17 protein-coding genes are annotated in these 18,373 nt (G+C 71.0%); 16 read left to right on the forward strand and 1 reads right to left on the reverse strand.

All coding sequences use genetic code 11. The features are described 5' to 3' along the window. The first annotated feature begins 6 nt into the window (after positions 1–6). The 11 genes from GXW74_RS03470 (at position 7) to GXW74_RS03520 (ending at position 13,359) form a co-directional block, all read left to right on the forward strand. Positions 7–1,353, forward strand: a complete 1,347-nt coding sequence (locus tag GXW74_RS03470) for a lytic transglycosylase domain-containing protein (protein ID WP_211844882.1) — start codon at positions 7–9, stop codon at positions 1,351–1,353. A 231-nt stretch (positions 1,354–1,584) separates the two neighbouring features. Continuing rightward, positions 1,585–3,657, forward strand: a complete 2,073-nt coding sequence (locus GXW74_RS03475; RefSeq protein WP_246522807.1) for an acetate--CoA ligase family protein — start codon at positions 1,585–1,587, stop codon at positions 3,655–3,657. After that, complete coding sequence (locus GXW74_RS03480; RefSeq protein WP_211844884.1) at positions 3,657–4,523, forward strand: MaoC family dehydratase; 867 nt, start codon at positions 3,657–3,659, stop codon at positions 4,521–4,523. Before GXW74_RS03475 ends, GXW74_RS03480 begins: the two co-directional genes overlap by 1 nt. After that, on the forward strand, positions 4,520–5,344 hold the full coding sequence (locus GXW74_RS03485; RefSeq protein WP_211844885.1) for an isocitrate lyase/PEP mutase family protein: 825 nt from the start codon (positions 4,520–4,522) through the stop codon (positions 5,342–5,344). Before GXW74_RS03480 ends, GXW74_RS03485 begins: the two co-directional genes overlap by 4 nt. 5 nt (positions 5,345–5,349) lie before the next feature. After that, on the forward strand, positions 5,350–6,030 hold the full coding sequence (locus tag GXW74_RS03490) for a 3-oxoacid CoA-transferase subunit A (protein ID WP_211844886.1): 681 nt from the start codon (positions 5,350–5,352) through the stop codon (positions 6,028–6,030). Positions 6,031–6,132: 102 nt separating this feature from the next. Next, on the forward strand, positions 6,133–6,774 hold the full coding sequence (locus tag GXW74_RS03495; RefSeq protein WP_211844887.1) for a 3-oxoacid CoA-transferase subunit B: 642 nt from the start codon (positions 6,133–6,135) through the stop codon (positions 6,772–6,774). A gap of 130 nt (positions 6,775–6,904) precedes the next feature. Continuing rightward, complete coding sequence (locus tag GXW74_RS03500) at positions 6,905–7,975, forward strand: acyl-CoA dehydrogenase family protein (protein WP_211844888.1); 1,071 nt, start codon at positions 6,905–6,907, stop codon at positions 7,973–7,975. Continuing rightward, entirely contained in the window at positions 7,972–8,739 is a 768-nt protein-coding gene (locus GXW74_RS03505; protein WP_211844889.1) for an enoyl-CoA hydratase/isomerase family protein, read from the forward strand. The genes GXW74_RS03500 and GXW74_RS03505 overlap by 4 nt, the downstream gene beginning before the upstream one ends. A gap of 4 nt (positions 8,740–8,743) precedes the next feature. After that, positions 8,744–9,913 carry an acyl-CoA dehydrogenase family protein gene (locus tag GXW74_RS03510; RefSeq protein ID WP_211844890.1) on the forward strand — a complete coding sequence of 390 codons (1,170 nt, stop codon included), beginning with the start codon at positions 8,744–8,746 and terminating at the stop codon, positions 9,911–9,913. Positions 9,914–9,972: 59 nt separating this feature from the next. Further along, complete coding sequence (locus GXW74_RS03515) at positions 9,973–11,832, forward strand: ABC transporter ATP-binding protein (RefSeq protein WP_211844891.1); 1,860 nt, start codon at positions 9,973–9,975, stop codon at positions 11,830–11,832. Positions 11,833–11,964: 132 nt separating this feature from the next. Next, positions 11,965–13,359, forward strand: a complete 1,395-nt coding sequence (locus GXW74_RS03520) for an amidase family protein (RefSeq protein ID WP_211844892.1) — start codon at positions 11,965–11,967, stop codon at positions 13,357–13,359. 181 nt (positions 13,360–13,540) lie between these two features. Here the strand turns inward: GXW74_RS03520 and GXW74_RS03525 are convergent, their stop codons facing one another. Then, positions 13,541–14,323, reverse strand: a complete 783-nt coding sequence (locus GXW74_RS03525; RefSeq protein ID WP_211844893.1) for a DUF805 domain-containing protein — start codon at positions 14,321–14,323, stop codon at positions 13,541–13,543. 161 nt (positions 14,324–14,484) lie between these two features. On the opposite strand from GXW74_RS03525, the gene GXW74_RS03530 reads away from it, so the two are divergent. From GXW74_RS03530 to GXW74_RS03550, 5 genes are all read left to right on the forward strand, one after another. After that, on the forward strand, positions 14,485–14,874 hold the full coding sequence (locus GXW74_RS03530) for a hypothetical protein (protein ID WP_211844894.1): 390 nt from the start codon (positions 14,485–14,487) through the stop codon (positions 14,872–14,874). A 68-nt stretch (positions 14,875–14,942) separates the two neighbouring features. Next, positions 14,943–15,416, forward strand: coding sequence for an L-2-amino-thiazoline-4-carboxylic acid hydrolase (locus GXW74_RS03535; protein WP_211844895.1), 474 nt, complete (start codon positions 14,943–14,945; stop codon positions 15,414–15,416). Positions 15,417–15,425: 9 nt separating this feature from the next. After that, positions 15,426–16,223 (forward strand): class I SAM-dependent methyltransferase, encoded by a 798-nt coding sequence (locus GXW74_RS03540; protein ID WP_211844896.1) that lies wholly within the window; start codon positions 15,426–15,428, stop codon positions 16,221–16,223. 50 nt (positions 16,224–16,273) lie between these two features. Further along, positions 16,274–17,254 carry a Bug family tripartite tricarboxylate transporter substrate binding protein gene (locus GXW74_RS03545; protein WP_211844897.1) on the forward strand — a complete coding sequence of 327 codons (981 nt, stop codon included), beginning with the start codon at positions 16,274–16,276 and terminating at the stop codon, positions 17,252–17,254. An 84-nt stretch (positions 17,255–17,338) separates the two neighbouring features. Then, positions 17,339–18,322 (forward strand): Bug family tripartite tricarboxylate transporter substrate binding protein, encoded by a 984-nt coding sequence (locus tag GXW74_RS03550; protein ID WP_211844898.1) that lies wholly within the window; start codon positions 17,339–17,341, stop codon positions 18,320–18,322. Positions 18,323–18,373: the final 51 nt, after the last annotated feature.

Genomic DNA, 18,373 nt, shown 5'->3' on the forward strand with positions numbered 1-18,373 from the left:
GGGGGAATGACCGGATCTCGCAAGGGCGGTGCCAGGGCCATCATGGCTGCCGGCTTGATGGCGCTGCTGGCGGCCTGCTCGCAGAGCGCGCAGCGCACGGCCGGCAACGGCCCCTATTACAACAGGCCGGACAGCACCTCTCCGCCAGGCCCGCCGAGCGATCCATGGGGTCCATGGATTCGCGACGCCTCCCGCCGCTTCGACATTCCGGAGCGCTGGATCCGCGAGGTGATGCGCCAGGAAAGCGGCGGGCGCGCCAATGCGACGTCGCATGCCGGAGCCATGGGCCTGATGCAGGTGATGCCCGGGACCTACCGGGAACTTCAGGCGCGCTACAATCTCGGCCCCGATCCGTACCACCCCTACGACAGCATCCAGGCCGGCGCGGCCTACCTGCGGGAGATGTACGAGCTCTACGGCTCGCCCGCCTTCCTCGCTGCCTACAATGCCGGCCCGCGCCGCCTCGAGGACTACCTCTGGGGTGGCCGCGGCCTGCCCAATGAGACGCGCAACTACGTCGCGCGCATCGGGCCGCGCATCGAGGGCACCCATCCGACCCGGCGCGCCCCGGCGGAAGTCTATGCCGCGGCGGATATCGGCACCTACATCCCGGCCGGCCCGCGCCAGATCACCGGCACCACCGCGCTCGCGCTGCGCGAACAGCGCCAGGCGCAGGCCGCCGTCCAGATCGCCTCGGCGGCCCCACCCCCGCCGCCGCCCGCCGCGCCGCGCGTCCAGGTGGCGAGCCTCGCCCCGGTCGCGATCCCGGCCCCGCCGCCGGCCGCGACCCCGGTCCACATGCAGGGCATCGAGAACCCGACCCTGACGGCGAGCGCCCGCGCCGCCCTGGCCGAGGCCGCGCGGCAATCGGAGATCGAGCGCGCCCAGCAGGAGGCCGAGGAGGCGCCGCCCAGCCGCGCGCCGGCCGTGGTCGCAAGCGCCCTCGCCGCGCCGGAACGTCGCGCCCCGTCCGCCTCGCCCTTCCGTGGCTTCGGCCTGGTCGGCACTGCGCAGGCCGGCACGCTGCCGCGCGGCATGCCGATCCCGCCGCCCCAGCCCCAGGCGGCGCCCGCCGCGGCGCCGGCTGCCGCCCCCCCAACCCAGTCGGGCGGCAATCGCTGGTCGGTGCAGGTCGGCGCCTTCGCCTCGGAAAACCTGGCCCGCACCACGGCCAACCAGGCGCGCGACACCGTTGCCTCCATGGGCACCCGCACCTCCGTGACGCCGGTACGGCAGGGCGGGACGACGCTCTACCGCGCGCGGGTGACCGGGCTGACGCGCTCGGCCGCCGAGCAGGCCTGCAATCGCCTGCGCACGCGCGGCGCCTGCACGGTGGTCGCACCAGACGCCTGAATTCGCTGATCGGTTGATTTTTCGGAGGGCCGCGGCCGCAGGGTCGCGGCCCTTCCCATGTCCGCGTGCCACGCAGGGGCCCATGTGCATTTGCGCGGGACTGCCCCTCTTGCCGGCCTGTCCTCCGGCGGCCACCCTGCGGCCCAACTTAGCGGAGGAAAGTCCATGCCCATCGATGGCAGTCCGGTACGACCATCATTGTCCGAGTCGAGATTCGCTGCCCTCGATGCCATGGTCCGGCCACGTTCCGTCGCCGTCGTCGGTGCCTCGGATGACGCGACGCGCATCGGCGGACGGCCGATCGCCTACATGATGGACCAGGGGTTCGCCGGCACGATCCTGCCGGTGAACCCGAATCGGCCGAAGGTGCAGGGGCTGCCGGCCTTCGCCTCCGTCTCCGCCCTGCCCTCGGTGCCGGACGTCGCCATCGTGGCGGTGCCGGGGGAAGCGGCGGTGCAGGCCGTGGCCGACCTCGGCGCCAAGGGCTGCCGCGCGGCGATCGTCTTCACCGCCGGCTTCGCCGAGGTGGATGAGGCCGGCGCCGCCATGCAGGACCGGCTGGTCGCCGCGGCGCGCGGGCATGGCATGCGCATCCTGGGGCCGAACTGCCTCGGCCTGTTCAACGCCGCGGTCGGCTTCTACCCGATGTTCTCGACCTCCTTCGAGCAGGGCTGGCCGATCAGGGGGAATATCGGCATCGCCTCGCAGTCTGGGGCCTATGGCACGCATGTCTTCGCGGTCTCCCGCGCGCGCGGGCTCGGCACCACGGTCTGCGTCACCACCGGCAATGAGAGCGACGTCTCGCTCGGCGAGGTCATCGGCTGGATGGCCCAGGCGCCGGAGGTCGAGGTGATCTGCGCCTATGCGGAAGGCATCCGCGAGAGCGATCGCTTCATCGCCGCGCTCGACCTGGCGCGGCGCAACCGCAAGCCGGTGGTGATGATGAAGGTCGGGCGCTCCGAGCTCGGCGGCCATGCGGCGAAGTCGCATACCGCCTCGATCGCCGGCGACGACACCATCACCCAGGCGGTGCTGGACGAGTTCGGCGTGGTGCGCGCGGGCACGACGGAACAGATGCTCGACATCGCCTATGCGGCGTCACGGCGAATCTACCCCGCGAGGAACAGCCTCGGCGTCATCACCGTCAGCGGCGGCGCGGGCGTGCTGATCTCGGATGCGGCGGAAGCCGCCGGCATCCCGATGCCGCCGATGCCGGACGATGCGCAGGCGAAGCTGAAGTCGCTGATCTCCTTCTCCGCGCCACGCAACCCGGTGGACTGCACCGCCCAGGCGGTGAACCAGACCGAGATGTTCGAGCACTTCCTCGAGACCACCGCCGAGGCCGGCGGCTACGCTTCGATGATGGTGTTCCTGACCCAGACGGGCGGGTCCACCACCATGGCGCCGAAGCTGCGGCCGTACCTGAAGAAGGCGCGCGAGAAGTTCTCCGACCGGCTCTGGGTGCTCTCCGTCATCGCCTCGGCCGACAAGGTGAAGGGCTACGAGGAGGACGGGTATCTCGTGTTCGAGGACCCGACGCGCGCCGTCGCGGCGATCGAGGCGATGGGCCGCTTCGGCGCCGCCTTCGCCGCGCCGCCGGCGGAGGAGATCCCGGTGCCGGAGGTCACGTTGCCGGCGACGACGCCGACCGAGGCCGAGGGCAAGCGCATCCTGGCGCAGGCCGGCGTGCCGGCAGTGCCGGAGAAGGCCTGCGCATCCGTCGCGGAAGCCGTCGCCGCGGCGGATTCCTTCGGCTACCCGGTGGTGGGGAAGATCCTCTCGCCCGACATCCTGCACAAGAGCGAGATCGGCGGTGTCATCCTCGACCTCGCCAATGCGGATGCGGTGCGCGAGGCGCATGCGACGCTGCTGGCGCGCGCCGCCGAACGCGCGCCCGGGGCGCGCATCGAGGGCGTGCTGATCGCGAAGCAGATCAAGGGCGCGGTGGAGATGGCGCTCGGCGTCGCGCGCGATCCGGTCTTCGGGCCGGTGGCGATGGTCGGCCTCGGCGGCGTCTTCATCGAGATCCTGAAGGACGTCTCCTTCCGCCGCTGCCCGTTCAGCGAGGCGGAGGCGGAGAAGATGGTCCGCTCGCTGAAGGGCTTCCCGCTGCTCGATGGCGCGCGCGGGCGGCCGAAGGCGGATGTGAAGGCGCTGGCGGGTGCGCTCGCCGCGCTGTCGCGCTTCGCCGCCGGTGCGGGCGACCGCCTGCTGTCGGTGGACGTGAACCCGCTGCTCGTGCTGCCGGAAGGCCAGGGCGCCTTCGCCGCCGACGCCGTGATCGAGGTGGAGGAAACGCACTGATGGCCATCAACTACGAGCACCTGCTCAACTACCCGATCCCGGAGATCCGCCAGACCATCCGCTGGCAGGACACGGCGCTGTACAATTTCTCCATCGGCCTCGGGCAGGACCCGATGGATCAGAAGCAGCTCGACTTCCTGTATGAGCCGCGGCTGAAGGCCATGCCGTCGATGGCCAATGTGCTCGGCTATCCCGGCTTCTGGCTGCGCAACCCCGACACGGGCGTGGACTGGACGCAGGTGCTGCACGGCGAGCAATCCGTCATCCTGCACAAGCCGCTGCCGGTGGACGGGGAGATCATTGGCAGGTCGCGCATCAGCGAGATCATCGATCGCGGCCCGAGCAAGGGCGCGCTGCTCTACAACGAGCGCGTCGTGCTGGACGCGAGGACGGGCGAGAAGCTCGCCACACTGGAAGGCACCACCTTCGCCCGCGGCGATGGCGGCTTCGGTGGCCCGGAAGGCCCTGTGAAGAAGCCGCACCCGGAGCCGGGCGGCACCCCCGACCTGACGGTGGACCTGCTGACGCGGCCGGAGCAGGCGATCGTCTATCGCCTGAACGGCGACCACAACCCTCTGCATATCGATCCCGAGGTCGCCGCCAAGGCCGGCTTCAAGCAGCCGATCCTGCATGGGCTGTGCACCTTCGGCGTGGTCTGCCACGCGCTGATGAAGGCGTTGTGCGGGTATGATCCCGCGCGCTTCGGACGCATGGATCTGCGCTTCTCATCCCCGGTGTTTCCCGGCGAGACGATCCGCACGGAGATCTGGCACGAGGAAGGCGGTGCGGCCTTCCGCGCGCGCGTGGTGGAGCGCGACAAGGTGGTGGTGAGCAACGGGCTGTTCCGCCATGCGGGGGTGCCATGAGCGCCGCCGAACGGGCGGCGCGCTTCGCGGCCCTGCATGAGGGCGGCTGCTTCGCGCTGCCGAATGCCTGGGATGCCGGCAGCGCGCGCATCATGGAACATGCGGGCGCGGTCGCCATCGCGACGACCTCTGCCGGCATCGCCTGGCAGTTGGGGCGCCGGGATTATGCGGTGAGCCTCGCGGAATCGCTCGACAATGCGCGGGTGCTGATCGCCGCGACGGCGTTGCCGGTCTCGGCGGACCTGGAGGACGGCTTCGGCCCGTCGCCCGAGGATTGCGCGCGGACGGTGCGCGCGGCGGGCGAGGCGGGGCTCGCCGGCTGCACCATCGAGGACACGACCCGCGACGCGTCCAACCCGATCCACGAATTCGACCATGCCGTGGCGCGCATCCGTGCCGCGGTGCAGGCGGCGCGCGCGCTCGGCCGGCCCTTCATCCTGACCGCGCGGGCGGAGAACTTCCTGAACGGCCGGCCGGACCTGGACGACACGATCCGCCGTCTGGTGGCGTTCGCCGAGGTCGGGGCGGATTGCCTCTATGCGCCCTTCCTGCCGGACATGGATGCCATCGCGAAGGCGGTGGCGGCGGTCGCGCCGAAGCCGGTGAACGTGCTGGCGGGGCCGCGTGCGGGCTTCGTGCCGATGGATGCGCTGGCTGCCATCGGCGTGCGGCGTGTCAGTGCTGGTGGGCTGCTGGCGCGCGCCGCCTATGCGCATACCATCGAGATGACGCGGGCGATGCTGGCCGGCGACCTGCCGCGCCTCGCCGCCGTGCCGCCCGGGGCTGAACTGAATGCCGCCATGCGCGGCAAGGGAGACTGAGCCACGTGATCAACAAGATCGTTCAATCCATGGCCGACGCCATGGCAGGCATCAGGGACGGCTCGACCGTGCTGATCGGCGGCTTCGGCGCCGTCGGCCAGCCGGACCAGCTGATCGAGGCGCTGATCGAGCAGGGGGCGAAGGACCTCACCTGCGTCGCCAACAACGCCGGCACGGGCCGCGTGGGCCTGGCGAAGCTGATGGAACTCGGCCGCGTCAGGAAGATCATCTGCTCCTTCCCGCGCAGCGCCGGTTCGGTGGTGTTCGAGGACCTCTACCGCGCCGGCAAGCTCGAGCTCGAGATCGTGCCGCAGGGCACCATGGCGGAGCGCATGCGCGCCGCCGGCGCCGGCGTGCCGGCCTTCTTCACCGCGACCTCGGTCGGCACGATCCTCGCGCACGGCAAGGAGGAGCGGGAGTTCAACGGCCGCCGCTACGTGATGGAGCACGCGCTGAAGGGCGACGTCGCGCTGGTCGAAGCCTGGGAAGGCGACCGCTGGGGCAACCTGACCTACCGGGCCTCCGGCCGGAACTTCAACCCGGTCATGGCCATGGCGGCGGATCTGACCATTGCGCAGGTCTCGCACCTGCGCGAGCTGGGCGAACTGGTGCCGGAGAACGTGCACACGCCGGGCATCTTCGTGCACCGCGTGATCCAGGTGGATCGCGGGCCCGACTGGGCGTAAGCGTCGAGCAAGAGGATGGGCATCCAATTGCCGGAGGATGGAGGGCTGCAGGCCCGAGCATCCGGAGGCGTGGCTCGGATGCCCGGGACACAGGAGGGACACATGCAAGGCTTCGACCGCAAGGGCATGGCCGCGCGCCTGGCGCAGGACATCCCGGAAGGCTGGTACGTCAATCTCGGCATCGGCATCCCGACCATGGTCGGCGACTACGTGCCGCTGGACCGCGAGGTGATCTTCCATTCCGAGAACGGCATCCTCGGCATGGGTCCCGCGCCGGCGAAGGACAAGATCGACCCCTGGCTGGTGAATGCCGGCAAGCAGCCGGTGACGCTGCGGCCCGGCGGGTCCTACTGCCACCATGCGGACAGCTTCGCGATGATCCGCGGCGGGCATATCGACCTCTGCGTGCTCGGCGCCTTCGAGGTCGCGCAGAACGGCGACATCGCAAACTGGGCGACAAGCGAGAACGACACCGCGCCGGCGGTGGGCGGCGCGATGGACCTCGGCGCCGGGGCGAAGCGCCTGTGGGTGATCATGGAACACACGACCAAGGACGGCCGCCCGAAGCTGGTCGAGGCCTGCGCCTATCCACTGACGACGCCGCGCGCCGTGAAGCGCGTCTACACCAATCTCGGCGTCTTCGAGATCGTGCCGGAGAAGGGCTTCGTGGTGGTGGACCTCGCGCCCGGCGTGACGCTGGAGCAGGCGCAGGCCGCCAGCGGCGCGGTGCTGCACACGCAGTGAAGGAAGGCGGGGGGCGGTCACTCCCCCGACCTTCGCGAAGTTCCGCGGCTCGCCGCAGGCGAGGCGCCCAGCCAGAAAAGGGAGGGGGTTCGGGGGAGGTTCCCCTCCCCCGACCTTGCTTGAGGAAGCGATGAGCCAAGCACTCGACGACCGATCCGAATCCATCCGCATGATCCGCGACAGCGCGGGCGCGGTCGCGCCGCGCGGCGGTGATACCAAGCGCGTGCGCGCCCTGCGCTTCACCGATCCCGGCTTCGACAAGGGCGTCTTCGCCCAGATGGGCGAGCTCGGCTGGATCGGCCTTGCGGTTGCCGAGGATGCCGGCGGCGCCGGCCTCGGCATGTCCGAGGCGGTCGCGCTGACCGAGGAGATCGGCGCCGGCCTGGCGCCCGAGCCGCTGATCCCGGCGATGCTCTCCGCGCGCCTGCTGGCGGCGGTGGAGGACAAGGCGCTGCTCGCCCCGCTGCTCGAAGGCGGGAAGGTCCTTTTGACCGCCTGGCAGGAGAAGGCGGACACGCTCGCGGTCCACGGCACCTCCGATGCGCCGCGCGTCTTCATCCCGATGGCGGCGGGGGCGGATGCCTTCCTGCTGCCGGTTCGGGAGGGCAACCGCATTGCGCTGCATGCGCTGGATGCGGCCGGCGCGGACGTCGTGCTCGAAAGGACCATGGACGGCGGCAATGTCGGCACGCTGCGCGCCGATCTGTCGCGGGCGTCCCGCGTCGCCGACGACGTCGGCGCGGTGCTTGAGCAGGCGCTGGACGAAGCCGCTCTGGCCACCGCCGGCCACATGCTGGGCCTGATGGAGAAGGCCTTCGAGATGACGCTGGCCTACCTCAAGACGCGCCAGCAGTTCGGCCGCATCATCGGCACCTTCCAGTCGCTGCAGCACCGCGCGGCGGACCTGAAGATCCATATCGCGCTGACGCGCGCGGCGGTGGAAAGCGCGGCCGCGGTGCTGGATTCCGGCGCGACCGGCGCCGTGCGCCAGGCCGCCGTCTCCAAGGCCAAGGCGCGCGCGGCCGAAAGCGGATTGCTCGTGCTGCGCCAATGCATCCAGTTGCACGGCGGCATCGGCTACACCGACGAATACGATGTCGGCATGTACCTGCGCCGCGGCATGGTGATCGCGAACCAGTACGGATCGGCGACCCTGCATCGCCGCCGCTTCATGGCCCTGGCGCCGGAGGACGTGGAATGAGCGAGGCCGCGCGTGTCCGCGAGGAGATGGACGGCAACGTCCTGATCCTCACCATCGACTATCCTCAGCGCAAGAACGCCATCGCCCTCGGCGTGCGCCAGGCGCTGGAGGATGCGATCGAGCGCGCCCATGCCGATGCCGGGGTGCGCGCCATCGTCATCACCGGCGCTGGTGGGACCTTCTGCGCCGGCGGCGACATCTCCGCCATGGATGTCGGCGATGCGCTGGCCGGCCGCGAGCGCATGCGCCGCACGCACCGGCTGGTGCGGCTGATGGCCAAGGGCGCGAAGCCACTCGTCGCCGCGGTGGAAGGCTGGGCCGCCGGCGCCGGCATGGCGGTCGCCTGCGCCTGCGACACCATCGTCGCGGCGGAGGATGCACGCTTCGTCGCAGGCTTCCACAAGATCGGGCTGATGTCCGACATGGGCCTGCCCTACTTCCTGCCGCGCCGCGTCGGCATCGGCCGGGCGCGCCGCATCCTCTTCTATCATGAGGTCATCGGCGCGGCGGACGGCGAGCGCATCGGGCTGGTCGACTTCGTCGCCCCGCCGGGCAAGGCGCTGGAGATGGCGCTCGAGAAGGCGCGCTTCCTCGCCGCCGAGGCCGCCGGCCCGATCGAGCTGACGAAGAAGATCCTGGCCGAAGGCCTCGACGAGGCGCTGGCCGACGAGCAGACCTTCCAGGGCCTGCTGTTCACCACATCCGACTTCCGGGAAGGCCGCGCGGCCTTCCTCGAGAAGCGCAAGCCGAATTTCGGAGGCTGAGTCGATGGTCAGCATCGCACCGAAGGAGACCCAGGACCTCAACCAGATGGAGGACGAGGCCTTCCGCCTGCATGTCCGCCAGTGGATCGAGGCCAACTACCCCGCCGATCTGCGCAACCCGCCCAAGCGGCTGCACTGGGACGAGAACAAGCCCTGGTACTTCAAGCTGGCGGAGAAGGGCTGGCTCTGCCCCGGCTGGCCGCGCCAGTTCGGCGGCCTCGGCCTCGCGCCGGCCAAGCAGATCATCTTCACCGAGGAGGTGGAGCGCTACGGCTGCGCGCGCACCAACGACCACGGCATCGTCATGGTCGGCCCGCTGCTGATCAACCACGGCACGCCGGAACAGCAGGAGTACTTCCTGCCGAAGATCCTCTCGGGCGAGCACATCTGGTGCCAGGGCTACTCCGAGCCGAATGCGGGCTCGGACCTCGCCGCGCTGCGCACGGAAGCGGTGCTGGATGGCGACCACTACATCGTCAACGGCCAGAAGATCTGGACCACGCTGGCGATGGACGCCAACTGGTGCTTCCTGCTGGTGCGCACCGACAAGAACGCGAAGAAGCAGGAGGGCATCTCCTTCCTGCTGGTGGACATGGCGACGCCGGGCATCACGGTGAAGCCGATCATCAACCTCGAATACCATGACGAGTTCTGCGAGGTGTTCTTCGACAACGTCCGCGTGCCGGCGAAGAACCTGGTGGGCACGCCGAACCGCGGCTGGGACATGGCGAAGGCGCTGCTGTCCTTCGAACGCATCTACCTCGGCTCGCCGCGCCTGTCGGCCTACGCCTTCACGCGGCTGCGCCAGCTCGCCGAACGCATGGGCGTGTGGGAGGATGCGGCCTTCCAGGAGACCTACGGGCGGCTGCGTCTGGATCTGGAAGACCTGAAGTCGCTCTACGGCGTCTTCGTGGACAAGCTGCGCCGCGGGGAGACGCTCGGCGCCGACGTCTCCATGCTGAAGGTCTTCCAGACGGAGCTCTTCCAGCGGATCACCGACACCATGCTGGAGATCGCCGGCGAGAACGCCGGTCTGCTGGAGCCGATGGAAGGCAACCGCAACCTCAATCCGACCGGCCTCTACATCCAGGCGCGGCCGGCGACGATCTATGGCGGGTCGAACGAGATCCAGCGCAACATCCTGTCGAAGAACGTGCTCGGCCTTCCCGGCTGAGCACGCAGACGTCACCGGCCGGCGATTGACAGCGCCGGCCGGCAGGCGTTGCTGGGGCCATGCCCCGGCTACCCCTGGAATCCATCGTCGATCCGGTCGCCGCGCCCGGCACGGCGGCCAGCCGCCTGCTCGGCACGGACGTTCCCGCCGCACCGCCGCCCTCCGGGCTGATCGCCTTCTACTGGTACTTCATCCGCCAGGCGAAGGCGCTGTTCGTGCTGCTGTTCCTGCTCGGGATGGCGGTGGCCGTCCTCGACGCGCTCATCCCGATCTTCATCGGCGCCGTCATCGGGCTGCTCAGCACGCATGGTCCCGACCGGCTGCTGGCGGAAGCCTGGCCGCAACTTCTCGGCATGGCGGCGGTGCTGCTGGTCGGCCGGCCGCTGATGATCACCGCGCAGAACCTGGTCGCGCAGCAGGGCATCAGCGCGAACGTCACCAGCCTGATCCGCTGGCAGAGCCATTTCCACGTCGTCCGCCAGGGCTGGGCCTTCTTCCAGGAGGACTTCGCCGGCCGCATCGCCACCCGCGTCATGCAGGCCGGCCCGGCGTTGCGCGAGAGCGTGGTGCAGGGCGTGACCGCCGTCTGGTACATCATCGTCTATGGCAGCACGGCGGTGATCTGGCTGGCCCAGGCGGACGTGCAGCTCGCGCTTCCCGTCCTGGTGTGGTTCGCCGCCTACATCGCCCTGCTGCGCTTCCTGGTGCCGCGCATGCGCGACCGGTCGAAGGCCGCGTCGGAAGCGCGATCCCTGCTGACGGGCCGGATCGTCGACAGCTACACCAATATCCTCACGGTGAAGCTCTTCGCCCGCGCGGAGGACGAGGATTCCTTCGTCCGCGACGGCATCGCCCGGCTGACCGCCGCCTTCCAGCGCCAGATGCGCCTGGTGACGCTGAACGGCCTGGTGCTCAGCACGCTGAACGCGCTGCTGCTGACCGCGCTCGGCACCGTCTCCATCTGGCTGTGGCAGAAGGGCGAGATCGGCATCGGCACGGTTGCCGCCGCGCTGCCGATGGGCTGGCAGATCGCCAACATCTCCGGCTGGGTCGCCTTCAACGTCACCGGCATCTTCGAGAATGTCGGCGTGGTGCAGGAAGCGACCGGCAGCATCGCCGTGCCGCCCACCGCGCCCGACCCGCCGGGTGCGAAGCCGCTGATCGTGACGCGAGGCGAGATCCGCTTCGAGGACGTGCATTTCGGCTACGGCCAGGAACGCGGCGTGCTCAACGGCTTCGACCTCGCCATCGCGCCCGGTGAGCGGGTCGGCCTGGTCGGTCATTCCGGCGCAGGCAAGACCACGGCGATGAACCTGCTGCTGCGCTTCTTCGCCCCGGAGGCAGGGCGCATCACCATCGACGGGCAGGACATCGCGACCGTCGAGCAGGAAAGCCTTCGCGCCGCGATCGGCGTCGTCACGCAGGACACGGCGCTGCTGCACCGCTCCATCCGCGACAACATCCGCTACGGCCGCCCCTCCGCCACCGAAGCCGAGATCATCGCCGCAGCCCGACGCGCCGCCGCGCACGACTTCATCGCCGAACTCGCCGACTGGCGCGGCCGCGCCGGCTACGACGCCCATGTCGGCGAGCGTGGCGTGAAGCTTTCCGGCGGCCAGCGCCAGCGCATCGCGATCGCCCGCGTGCTGCTGAAGGATGCGCCGATCCTGGTGCTGGACGAAGCCACCAGCGCGCTCGATTCCGAGGTGGAAGCGGCGATCCAGGAACAGCTCGCCGGGCTGATGGAAGGCAAGACGGTGATCGCCATCGCGCATCGCCTGTCCACGCTCGCCAGCATGGACCGGCTGGTGGTGCTGGAACACGGCCGCGTCGTCGAACAGGGCAGCCACGCCGCGCTGCTGCAGCGCGACGGCACCTATGCGCAGCTGTGGAAGCGGCAGTCAGGCGGGTTTCTCTGATACCGGCCAGCCTTTCGGCTGACCCGGCATCGGAGTCCTGGTTTCGCGCGCGGCCGCCCCTCCGCCCGTCGCGACGTTGACCGCACCGCCCCCGCGCGGGACCATCGATGCCTGTCGCACCGGAACCCGCTGATGACCGACCTCTGGCGCCTGCCCGCCACCGACCTTGCCGTCCGCATCCGCACGAAGCAGATCTCCGCCACCGAGGCCGCGAAGGATGCCCTCATCCGCCTCGATGCGGTGAATCCGCGCATCAACGCCGTGGTGGACCACCGGCCGGAGGACGTTCTCGCCCAGGCCGCCGCGGTGGACGCAGCCCTCGCGCGCGGGGAGGATCCCGGCCCGCTTGCCGGCGTGCCCGTCACCATCAAGGTCAACGCGGACCAGGCCGGCTACGCCACCACCAACGGGCTGCGCCTCCAGCAGGACCTGATGGCGACGGTGGACAATCCGGTCGTCGCGAACCTGCGCCGCGCCGGCGCGGTGCTGCTCGGGCGGACCAACACGCCGGCCTTCTCGCTGCGCTGGTTCACGCGCAATTCCCTGCACGGGCACACGAAGAATCCGCGCGATCCGTCGATCACGCCAGGCGGCTCCTCGGGCGGCGCCGCGGCGGCGGTGGCGGCGGGCATCGGTGCGATCGGTCACGGCACCGATATCGGCGGGTCCATCCGCTACCCCGCCTATGCCTGCGGCGTGCACGGGCTGCGGCCGACGCTCGGGCGCATTCCGGCCTGGAATCCCTCCGGCGCCGAACGCCATGTGGGCGGGCAGGTCATGGCTGTCTCCGGCCCGATCGCGCGCACCATCGCCGATGTCGGCCTCGCCTTCGCCGCGATGGCGGCGCGCGACATCCGCGACCCCTGGTGGGCCGGCGTGCCGCTGGAAGGCCCGCCGATGCCGAAGCGCGCCGCGCTCTGCATCCGCCCCGACGGCATGGAGGTGCAGCCCGCCATCGAGGCCGCGCTGCGCGATGCGGCGAAGCGCCTGGAGGCCGCCGGCTGGACCATCGAGGAAGCCGACACCCCGCCGCTGCGCGAGCCGGCGGCGCTGCAGGCGATGCTGTGGCTCGCGGAATCCCGCCGCGGGCTGAACGCGGCGCTGCACCGGGAAGCCGACCCCGATGCGACCTTCGTTTTCGCGCAGATGGAGGCGCTCTGCCCCGCCCCCGACCTCAACGCCTTCATGGACGGGCTGCAGAAGCGCGCCTATTTCGTGCGGCTCTGGATGGAGTTCTTCGAGCGCTTCCCCATCGCCATCACGCCGGTCTCGGGCGAGTTGCCCTTCCGCGACCAGGAGGATGTCGAAAGCCCCGAAGCCTTTCGCCGCATCATGGACGCACAGCTCACCCAGGTCGGATTGCCGCTGATGGGCCTGCCGGGGCTGGCGGTGACGACCGGGCTGGTGGGCCGCACGCCGGTCGGCGTGCAACTTCTTGCCGGGCGCTACCGCGAGGACCTGCTGCTGCAGGCCGGCGCGGTCATCGAGGCCGCCGGCGTGCCGGCGGCGCCGGTGGATCCGGCCTGACGGCACCGGCGCGGCCGCCCCTCTGAACGGCGGAGAGCAGGCGGATCCCTGCCGGTCCCGTGCACGACGCGTTCCGGGCCAAGCCCCGGCGCCCAGCGGCATGGCGGGCAGGGCCGGCGGGGCGAGCCCTCGCGGCACCAGCACTTCGATCCCTAATCACGGATGAAACGCTGGCCGGGAATCAGTCCCGCCGAACCGGCGGCACGCTGCCGCCCTGCCCCGGCCCGCCCCATTGGCCCGGAGGCGGCTGCGGCGGCTGGCCGTAACCCGGCGGCGGCTGCCCGTAGCCCGGCGGCGGCGCGCCGTACCCCTGCTGCGGCGGTGGATACCCCTGCTGCGGCGGCGGATAGCCCTGCTGGGGCGGCGGCTGCCATCCCTGCGGCGGGTAGCCGCCCTGCCCCTGCGGCGGCGTCCATTGCGGCTGCTGCCACTGTTGCGGCTGCTGCTGCCAGCCCGGGGCCGGCTGCTGCTGCCACTGCGCCATCCCCTGCCCGCCGAGCGGATCCGGCCCGAAGCGGTTCGGGCCCGCCGTGCCGCGCAGGAAGCCGGTCTCGACCAGCAGCCACAGCGCGAAGCCGAGCACCAGCAGGCCGCCCACGATGAGCGGCACGGCCATCGCCTCGGGCGAATAGGGCATGGTCGCCGCCATCACGCCGGCGACCGCCCCGACCACGATGGCCAGCAGATAGAAGGCCCCGATCCACCAGCCGGACCGGTCGCGGTCATGCAGCCGCTTGATCGTGCCCGCGAGGGACGGCCAGATCGAGAGCAGCGACACGACGGCGCTGAACGGCCCCATCGTCGCGGCATCGACCGGCATGGCATCGCCGGTGGGTGCCAGGCCGATCGCCGCATCCAGCACGGCCGCCACCAGGCTGGCGAGGAACAGCGGCAGCACGTAGCCGAGCCAGAAGACCTTGCGGCCGATCCGGCCGCGGAAGCTGAACCACTGGCCGAAGGTCATGTGTCGGATCTCCGCGTCGGAAACGGTTCAGAGCACCACGTGACGGCGGCATTCCGCAAGCCCGTGCAATCTTGCACCTGTCCCTTTCCCTCAATACCGTCGCGTTATCGAAACGCGGGCGGGCCGGGGGCGCGCCTCATGCTTCCGGGAGACCGCTCGAGATGTTCCGTCGCAAGTTGCTCGCCCTCTCTGCCCTGGCCGGCGCCACTGCTGTCGCGGCCTGCGCGCCGCAGACGGTCTACGTGCCGCAGCCGACCTATGTCGCCCCGGCGCCGGTCGCCTGCGATACGCGCTTCCAGGTGGTGAACAACTCCTCGCTGACGGTGATGCAGCTCTTCTTCAGCCATTCCAGCATCAACAACTGGGGCCCTGACCAGCTCGGCCAGAACGTGCTGCCGCCCGGCCGCGTGTGGAACTACCGGGCCGCCAATGCGGGCGCCTACGATTTCCGCGTCGTCTACGCGAACGGCCGCGCCGCGGAACTCCGCCGCGTCGACATCTGCCGCGCCAGCCGCATCATCGTGACGAATTCGGGTCTCTACGCGCAGTAGTCCGCTCGCCGCACCGGCAGCCGCGCGATAGGCTCCCCGGCGTCACCGACGTCGGGGGAGTTGCTGTCATGGCCGAGGACCGCCTGGGCATCCTGGAGCAGCGGCGCATCGAGGCCGCCTTCGCCAGGGGAATCTACGAGGAGATGAAGGCCGAACTCGGCGAGGCGCGGGCGAAGGCCATCCTTTCGCGCGCCGTGGTCAAGCTGGCGAAGCAGACTGCGGCCGAGATGGCGAAGGAAGGCCCCGGCGGCCAGCCCAGTCTCGAACACTTCATCGCCCTGCAACCGCTCTGGACCAAGGGCGACGCGCTGCGCATCGAGACCCTGCGCAAGGACGCGACGCATTACGACTTCAACGTCACCCGCTGCCGCTACGCCGAGATGTACCGGGAGATGGGCCTCGCCGAGCTTGGCGCCGTGCTCTCCTGCAACCGCGACGGCGCCTTCTGCGAAGGCTACGACCCGAAGCTCAAGCTTGAACGCACCCAGACCATCATGGGCGGCGCCACCCACTGCGACTTCCGCTACCGGATGGAAGGCTAGGCGTCGCCCATGGCGGCCTACGTCGCTACCAGCGCCGAAGCCTATGAGCGCAGCATGGGGCGCTGGAGCCGCAAGCTCGCCGACGCGGTGCTCGACGCGCTGGCGCTGCCGCGCGGCGCGGCGGTGCTGGACGCCGGTTGCGGCACCGGCGCGCTCGCCGAGGCGATCGCGGCGCGCGACCCGGCCGCACGCATCACCGGCATCGACCTCAGCGAGCCCTTCCTCGCCGAAGCCCGCCGCCGCGTGCCGGTTGCCACCTTCCGCGCCGGCGACGTCACGGCGCTTGAATTTCCGGCCGCGACCTACGACGTCGCGCTCTCCCACCTCGTGCTGCAATTCGTGCCGGACCGCGCCGCGGCGGTCGCCGAGATGGCGCGGGTGGTGAAGCCCGGCGGCCTGGTCGCCGCGGCGATGTGGGACTTCACCGGCGGCTTCCCCTTCCTGCGCGCCTTCGCCGACAGCATCGCCGCGACCGAGCCCGACGGAGAGGCATTCCGCGCCCGCTATTGGTCCGATCCGGTCGGCACGCCGGGGCGGCTCTCGGCGCTGCTCGCCGGCACGGGGCTCAACGACGTCGCCGAGCGCGACATCGCCATCCGGCAGGAATTTTCATCCTTCGCCGATTGGTGGGGCCCCTGGGCGGAAGGCGGCCAGGGCATCGCCGGCGCCTATGTGGCAACGCTGCCGGTGGAGCGCGCCCCGCGCGTCGAGGCGCTCGCCCGCCGTGCCTATCTGGCGGGCGCGCCGGACGGCCCGCGGTCCTTCGTCGCGGTGGCGCGGCTCGCCACTGGCCGCACCGGGGCGTGACGGCACCGCGCAGACGCGCGATAAGCGCGCCAACCATCGGAGGGATCCCCATGATCGTCCTTTCACGCCGCGCTGCGCTGGCGCTGCCCGTCGCCGTCCCCGCCGCGGCCCACGCCCAGGGCTGGCGCCCCGGCCAGCAGAGCCGCATCGTCGTGCCCGCCGCGCCGGGCGGCACCACCGACATCATGGCGCGCCTGCTGGCGCAGCACCTGCAGACGAAGTGGGGCACGCCGGTGGTGGTCGAGAACCGCTCCGGCGGCGGCGGCACCATCGGCACCATGGAAATCGTCCGCGCCGCCGCCGATGGCCGCCACATGCTGATGGGCAACATCGGCCCGCAGGCCATCGGCTATTCCTTGTTCCGCAACCTGCAGTACCGGCCGGACAGCCTGGCGCCCGTCGCCAACGTCATCCGCGGCCCGAACGTGTTGGTGGTGCACCCGTCGGTGCCGGCGCGGACGGTGCCCGAGTTCGTCGCCTGGCTGAAGGGCGAAGGGTCGCGCGCCTCCTACGGCACCTCGGGCATGGGGCAGTCGCCGCACCTGTCCGGCGTGTGGTTCAACCAGCTCGCCGGCACCCAGGCGGAGGCGGTGCATTTCCGCGGCGCCGGCCCGCTGCTGATCGACCTGGTCGCCGGCAATGTGCAATTCGCCTTCGACAACCTGACCACCTCGATCGACCACATCCGCTCCGGGCGGCTGCGCGGCCTCGGCGTCACCAGCGCCGACCGCAGCCCGCAGCTTCCGGACCTGCCCGCCATCCGGGAGACCATGCCCGAGCTCGCCGCCTATGACGTCTCGACCTGGTTCGGCCTGTTCATGCCGGCGGGCGCGTCGGCCGAGATCATCCGCAGCGTGAATGCCGAGGTGCAGGCGCTGCTCGCCATGCCCGACACCCAGGCGCGCTTCGCCCAGATGGGCGGCGTCCCCGCCCCCGGCAGCGCCGAGGACTTCGCGGCCTTCGTCCGTGCGGAGATCGCCAAATGGGGTGGCGTCATCCGGCGCGAGGGCCTGCAGATGGACGCCACCTGACGCATACCGCGCCCGGCACCTTTCCCGCCGGGCACCGCCGCGCCATGCTCGCCCCCGGGGAAACGATACCTGGGAGGAAATGAGATGGTCGCGTTCACGCGCCGTGCGGCAATCGCCGCGCCGCTGATTGCCGTGTCGTCGCCCGGACGGGCGCAAGCCTGGCGGCCCGCCGGGCAGGTCCGCATCATCGTCCCCGCCGCGGCGGGCGGCACGACCGACATCATGGCGCGATTGCTCGCGCAGCACCTGCAGGCGAAATGGGGCACGCCGGTCGTGGTCGAGAACCGCGCCGGCGCCGGCGGCACCATCGGCACGCTCGAGATGGTGCGCGCGCGGCCGGATGGCACGACGCTGATGCTCGGCAATATCGGGCCGCAATCCATCGCCTACTCGCTGTTCCGCAACCTGCCCTACCGCGCCGACCAGATCGCGCCCATCGCAGGCACCATCCGCGGGCCGAACGTGCTGGTGGTGAACCCCTCCGTGCCGGCGCGCACAGTGGCGGAACTCGCGGCGCTGCTGCGCGCCCAGCCGGGGCGCATCCCCTATGCCTCGACCGGCGTCGGGCAGTCGACGCACCTCTCGCCGGTGCTGATGCTGCAGATGCTGGGGGCGGAGGCGATCCACGTGCCGCTGCGCGGGTCCGCCCCGGCGCAGATCGAGATCCTGGCCGGCAATGTCGCCTTCCTGATCGACAACCTGACCGGCATCATCGGCCACATCCAGGCCGGTCGCGTGCGGGCGCTCGCGGTCACCAGCGCGGAGCGCCACGCGCTGCTGCCCGAGGTGCCGGCGATGCGGGAGACCATGCCCGAACTCGCGGCCTACGACGTCAACACCTGGTTCGGCCTGTTCGGCCCGGCCGCGCTGCCGTCCGAGATCGTGAACAGCCTGAACGCCGAGGTGATGGCCCTGCTCGCCCTGCCCGACACCCGGCGCCGCTTCGCCGAACTCGGCGGCGTCGGCATGCCCGGCAATCCGGACGCCTTCGCCGTCTTCGTGCGCAGCGAGATCGCGAAGTGGGGGGAGGTCATCCGCAAGGAAGGCCTGCAGCTCGACGCCGGTTGAGGGCACGGCGGCGCGATCCCGATGCGCGCGCGCGGCGTCCTCTCCAACGAG

The organism is Neoroseomonas eburnea, from assembly GCF_018129005.1.
GTDB lineage: Bacteria > Pseudomonadota > Alphaproteobacteria > Acetobacterales > Acetobacteraceae > Neoroseomonas > Neoroseomonas eburnea.

Coding starts and splice junctions, on each gene's coding strand:
- GXW74_RS03495 (WP_211844887.1), top strand. CDS start 6,133: ATGCAAGGCTTCGACCGCAAGGGCATGGCCGCGCGCCTGGCGCAGGAC.
- GXW74_RS03540 (WP_211844896.1), top strand. CDS start 15,426: ATGGCGGCCTACGTCGCTACCAGCGCCGAAGCCTATGAGCGCAGCATG.
- GXW74_RS03545 (WP_211844897.1), top strand. CDS start 16,274: ATGATCGTCCTTTCACGCCGCGCTGCGCTGGCGCTGCCCGTCGCCGTC.
- GXW74_RS03470 (WP_211844882.1), top strand. CDS start 7: ATGACCGGATCTCGCAAGGGCGGTGCCAGGGCCATCATGGCTGCCGGC.
- GXW74_RS03525 (WP_211844893.1), bottom strand. CDS start 14,323: ATGACCTTCGGCCAGTGGTTCAGCTTCCGCGGCCGGATCGGCCGCAAG.
- GXW74_RS03510 (WP_211844890.1), top strand. CDS start 8,744: ATGGTCAGCATCGCACCGAAGGAGACCCAGGACCTCAACCAGATGGAG.
- GXW74_RS03515 (WP_211844891.1), top strand. CDS start 9,973: ATGCCCCGGCTACCCCTGGAATCCATCGTCGATCCGGTCGCCGCGCCC.
- GXW74_RS03520 (WP_211844892.1), top strand. CDS start 11,965: ATGACCGACCTCTGGCGCCTGCCCGCCACCGACCTTGCCGTCCGCATC.
- GXW74_RS03480 (WP_211844884.1), top strand. CDS start 3,657: ATGGCCATCAACTACGAGCACCTGCTCAACTACCCGATCCCGGAGATC.
- GXW74_RS03485 (WP_211844885.1), top strand. CDS start 4,520: ATGAGCGCCGCCGAACGGGCGGCGCGCTTCGCGGCCCTGCATGAGGGC.
- GXW74_RS03535 (WP_211844895.1), top strand. CDS start 14,943: ATGGCCGAGGACCGCCTGGGCATCCTGGAGCAGCGGCGCATCGAGGCC.
- GXW74_RS03505 (WP_211844889.1), top strand. CDS start 7,972: ATGAGCGAGGCCGCGCGTGTCCGCGAGGAGATGGACGGCAACGTCCTG.
- GXW74_RS03530 (WP_211844894.1), top strand. CDS start 14,485: ATGTTCCGTCGCAAGTTGCTCGCCCTCTCTGCCCTGGCCGGCGCCACT.
- GXW74_RS03550 (WP_211844898.1), top strand. CDS start 17,339: ATGGTCGCGTTCACGCGCCGTGCGGCAATCGCCGCGCCGCTGATTGCC.
- GXW74_RS03500 (WP_211844888.1), top strand. CDS start 6,905: ATGAGCCAAGCACTCGACGACCGATCCGAATCCATCCGCATGATCCGC.
- GXW74_RS03475 (WP_246522807.1), top strand. CDS start 1,585: ATGGTCCGGCCACGTTCCGTCGCCGTCGTCGGTGCCTCGGATGACGCG.